This is a genomic window from Persicitalea sp., from assembly GCF_041751555.1.
GTDB lineage: Bacteria > Bacteroidota > Bacteroidia > Cytophagales > Spirosomataceae > Persicitalea.
Window position 1 is genome coordinate 1 of sequence record NZ_JBGSXF010000561.1, and the last position, 4,247, is coordinate 4,247.

A 4,247-nucleotide genomic window follows, 5' to 3' on the forward strand; every position below is an offset into this window, starting at 1 on the left:
AAAGGAAATCCTACACAAAATGTATAAACCGAAACCTAATGGAATATCCGGAAATGTTGATTATGGGCAAATGAGCGCCTGGTACATTCTGAGTTCTCTTGGATTCTATCCGGTTAATCCGGCTTCAGGTATCTTTGATATCGGGCGGCCGGCATTTAAATACGCAAAAATTAACTTCGGTGAAAAGTTATTTGAAATAAAAACATCAAATTTCTCTGATAAGAATATTTATGTAAAGTCAATACACCTAAATGGAAAGCCTGTCTCAGACTATAAATTGTCATATACTGACATCGTAAAAGGTGGAGTATTACTTTTTGAAATGACTTCTATACCTAATTAATAAAAACAATCGAGTTATTACAAAAGTGAAATTTTTTGATTTATATATATCAGTATCAGTTATCACTTGAAGAATTATTTGATATAGTCCAAAAATTACATTGCTCAACTGGCTTTATTGTATGGTTATGTTGGTGCCCTTTTGACGGCCTTTGGCATACCCAGTCTGGTGAATCGATTCAAACAGGTAGCTTTAATCCGGGCTTCGCTCTGTTGATTGGCCAGCAAGCGAGCGTATACCCGCTCGCCAAAAATTACTTTCCAACGAAACATATTTAAGTACGAACGCCATATTGTGTTTCTTGCCCCGGTTGTCACGCCTGTCGAGACCGGGCGTGTTTTGAAGCAGTTGGAAAAAAGAGGTAGTTTTACCTGCGCAAGGGGCGGTAGTCATTATTTTGTAGTCTGGTAACCACAAAGGTATGACTACGGGGGGGCGCCCACATTCGTACGAAATGTTCCATCAAAACTGCTTTGATTCCCCTTTGAGGAGTTGTTCCAGTTCCAGGCTGACCAAGTTTCGTAACGTGCCCTCCGAAAAGTCGTACTCTCCTTGAAAATTGATGTGTTTCCAACTCAGGGGAGCGGTGTCGGGCAGACTGGCTAGCAATTGGTCACGCTCGGCTGGGGACAGTTCCTGTAGCCTTTGGGAAATATGGAGCATATTCCAGCACGTTATTGAATTGATCAACAACTGCTTGCTGCGAGCCATCACCAACAGGTCTTCCTTGGTTGCATACCGGATCAGTCCGTTTTTACCCAAATTTAGTTCGGCCGCCAACTGATGCATATTCTCGACTTTGGTTAACTGGTGGTTCACCCGGCGACGGATTTCTTCCTCATGCATGTACTGGAACAGGAAGGTAGTGCGCACGATCCGGCCCAGCTCACGCAGCGCCTGGTAAAGCGGATGCTGGCTGGCGTAAGAAGTCAGCCTCCGTAGCAAGGTCGATGGCAGCGCATGATTGGGGAGTGGCCAACATTCGTACGGAATGTTCCACCAAGCCAATTCCGCAAGTGAAATTACCTAACTTGAAGTAGCTGAGGGTTTACTTTCAATATTTGACCTAGTTTATTGCCCGGAAAAAAGACCCAAAAGCACTCAATCGGCTAAACCTTGACTTAGTAAAGAAAACGAACGATTTCCTTACCGAGCCTTGTAAGGTGCTAATTATCAGTATAATCTATTTTAGATAGAACATTCCGTACGAATGTGTGCGACCCCCGAATGTTGTGCCATACCAAATAAGCCTTATCGAAAAGCGTATGTGTAGCTCATTTCAAAGTGAGTTCGTGAAATTCACAATTCAGTAAGCAACTGCCGCTCGAAAAATATCCCAAAGCGGCACAACTCGACAATCTGGGATTGGAATTTCCGGTTTTGAGATTGTGTAAGGCTATGTCAGGGCAATACAATTTCAGGGTAATACATTTTTATGTTAAACAGAATTTTTGAATGCGCCGCTTTACCTTTTCGAGATGCGGATTCAAGCATTATAGCTTTAAAAATCGCCTCGCGTTCCCCGATTTAAGCATACTTTTGGTTTGGGTATCCGCTTCACTGTCCCGCATGGCCTCTATGCGCAGCAGTCCGGTGCGGTCATCCAGGATCGGGGCATGAGTGCCAAAAGCGAATTTCTCCTTTCCAAACCGGGCAATTAGTTGGCCGAGGTCGGAAATGCCCCGGCCCGAAGTATCCATAATTAGGTCGGTCTTTTTAAACCAGTCCAGATCATACTCGCTCATGGCGGTGCTGTTAGCAATGTTCAGTATTAGGTACTTTGCATCCGATACGGCTTTGATAATGGGGAGAATATCTTTCAATGCCCATTCTTTTTCCACATCCAGCCAGGAACTAGTGCGACTGTCCACCATGCGTAGCGATAGGGCTACGGGCAGCCCGCGGTCGCGCGCTATTCTTACTAACTCGATGCAGTTGGGATGGTCGAGTTCATAGCGATGGTACTTCGGGTACAGTCGTACGCCCTGCATCCCCAGCTTTTTGTGGCAGACTTCCAGATCATTTTTCCAGCCGCTGTACACCGGATTGATCACCGCGAAGGGAATTATCCGATCGGCAAATTGCTTCTCAGACCTTATTTCGTTGTATAGTTCCTCATTTGCGTTTTGAGTGTTTTTGTAAAAAACACCGTTGAGATTACTCACCAGCGAGACGTCTATCCCGTGTCGATTCATTCGATCAAGTAGTCCCCGGCAGTTGCTGCCCTGCAACTGCCGAAATGGCCAATGTCCCACGTAGCTGTTGCTGTCAATTAACATTCCTACCCGATTTTTTGAGGATAGCCTGGTAGTTTTCGAAAAATATCTTTTTTCGTTGGGCCTCCGTCAAGTCGGCGGCGATCATGCCGCCCACACTTTGGTAAAAGGAGTAATCGCAGCCAAATAGCAAGCGATCTTCGCCGATGTAGCGCAGGGCAAAGTCGATCATGCCGCCTTCGTTGTTGCTTCCCGATACATCGACATAGACGTTAGGGGAGTCTTGCAGCGCCTTGCAGGCATCTTCCCAGTCGATACCGCCACCGATGTGGGCAAACTGAAACATGGCTTCGGGATACCGCCGCGCGGCTTCCACGAAGTCTTCGGGCAGAGAGACATTCGGTGGTTCGCGTTCGTTCAGCACTACTCTCGACTTCCCGATAGGCGAGTGCATGAGAATGACCATTTTTAGATCGATGAATTTCTCGATAACTGGATAAAACAGCGGGTCGTTGATCTTGACATGGTTGTACAACTTCATGCCCACCATGCCCAGCCCCGTGCAGCGCTTTATCTCCTCCATGCTTTCTTTGGGGTAGGTCGGATTGAGCGTCAGCATCCCGATAAACCGCTTGGGAAAGGTTTTCATGGCCTGATGAACTTCCTCATTGCAAGCGATAAATTCATCGGGCGTTCCCACGCTACCGGGTTTCATCGGCTTTGAGATCATCAAGGTAGCGATGCCCAGTCGGTCAGAGATGTCGATAATTTCTGCCGGAGTCAGAGAGTTCAGGCCTACATGGGCATGCGCGTCGATCTTTTTGTAGCGCAGTACTTCCTCCATCAAATCTTTTTCGGCGGTGAGTGTTTGTTTCTCGTGGGCAAAGAGGTTGGGTACTTGCAAACTACCCACAATCCCCGCTGAGCGGGTTACGAATTTGCGACGATTGAGTAGTTCTTCCATCAAGTTTTTTGTAAGTCGGCGGGCGACTGATTGTTTTTCGGTGAATCATTTGCGCTACACCACTGGCGCCCAGTAAGTACAATATCCTTCGGGCGAAACGGGACCCGCAAACAAAAGACAACCGCCGCATTCCGCGCCTTCTTTAGGCGGGATGAAAAGCTGGCAGTTATTGCATTGCTTATCCGGGATGGGCGACAGGCTTGTGTAGCCCAAGGACTTCCTTTTTTCCACATCCACCGCCGGGACGCCCGTCAAATCTTCGCAGGGATTAGCGGCGGTGACCTTCGGTTTTTTACTTGCGGCCGCGCCTTTCTTCGCACTGCCGCAGGCCACCAGCCAGAGTCCGGCGACGGGCGCGATGGCGGACATTTGCCAACACTTTTGCAGGAAATCCCTGCGTTCGTTTTTCTGCTCCATTTTCAAATCAGACCCTTATTGTTCAATTGATATTCCTGCTCAAATCGCCATAACCTGCCGAATGTCAGTCAGAGCTTTCTTCAAACCCGCCGAGGCGCCCTTTTCTAGCTTTTGCAAAGCTTTCACCACGGATTTGTCGGCTTCACTTTTATTCTGGGAGCGTTTGATACCATTCGCCAGACCGTTCAGGGCCGCGATTTTCCAGGGCTCATCCATCCTGCTCACGCTTTCTACCAAATCTTCAATCTCATTTTTACCGTTTCTCGACCCGGCGACGTAGGCATAATCCTCGATCAGTTTCAGCTTG

General features: G+C 47.6%; 6 protein-coding genes. 1 reads left to right on the forward strand and 5 read right to left on the reverse strand.

The genetic code is table 11. The annotated features are described in order from the left end of the window. On the forward strand, positions 1 to 343 hold a 343-nt coding region (locus ACEW8P_RS20000), incomplete at its 5' end, for a glycoside hydrolase domain-containing protein (protein WP_373514842.1). 462 nt (positions 344 to 805) lie between these two features. Here the strand turns inward: ACEW8P_RS20000 and ACEW8P_RS20005 are convergent. The 5 genes from ACEW8P_RS20005 to ACEW8P_RS20025 form a co-directional block, all read right to left on the reverse strand. After that, positions 806 to 1,288, reverse strand: a complete 483-nt coding sequence (locus ACEW8P_RS20005) for a Tn3 family transposase (RefSeq protein WP_373514843.1) — start codon at positions 1,286 to 1,288, stop codon at positions 806 to 808. Between the two features lie 548 nt (positions 1,289 to 1,836). Beyond that, positions 1,837 to 2,622: an amidohydrolase family protein gene (locus ACEW8P_RS20010; protein ID WP_373514844.1), complete on the reverse strand. Its 786-nt coding sequence runs from the start codon at positions 2,620 to 2,622 to the stop codon at positions 1,837 to 1,839. Continuing rightward, positions 2,612 to 3,523 carry an amidohydrolase family protein gene (locus ACEW8P_RS20015; protein ID WP_373514845.1) on the reverse strand — a complete coding sequence of 304 codons (912 nt, stop codon included), beginning with the start codon at positions 3,521 to 3,523 and terminating at the stop codon, positions 2,612 to 2,614. The genes ACEW8P_RS20010 and ACEW8P_RS20015 overlap by 11 nt, the downstream gene beginning before the upstream one ends. 54 nt (positions 3,524 to 3,577) lie before the next feature. Continuing rightward, complete coding sequence (locus ACEW8P_RS20020; RefSeq protein WP_373514846.1) at positions 3,578 to 3,940, reverse strand: high-potential iron-sulfur protein; 363 nt, start codon at positions 3,938 to 3,940, stop codon at positions 3,578 to 3,580. A gap of 39 nt (positions 3,941 to 3,979) precedes the next feature. Beyond that, a partial coding sequence (locus ACEW8P_RS20025) for a hypothetical protein (protein WP_373514847.1) occupies positions 3,980 to 4,247 on the reverse strand: 268 nt, incomplete at its 5' end.

Bases quoted from the DNA above. Each gene is read 5' to 3' on its own strand.
- ACEW8P_RS20010 (WP_373514844.1), bottom strand. From the start codon at position 2,622: ATGTTAATTGACAGCAACAGCTACGTGGGACATTGGCCATTTCGGCAG.
- ACEW8P_RS20015 (WP_373514845.1), bottom strand. From the start codon at position 3,523: ATGGAAGAACTACTCAATCGTCGCAAATTCGTAACCCGCTCAGCGGGG.
- ACEW8P_RS20020 (WP_373514846.1), bottom strand. From the start codon at position 3,940: ATGGAGCAGAAAAACGAACGCAGGGATTTCCTGCAAAAGTGTTGGCAA.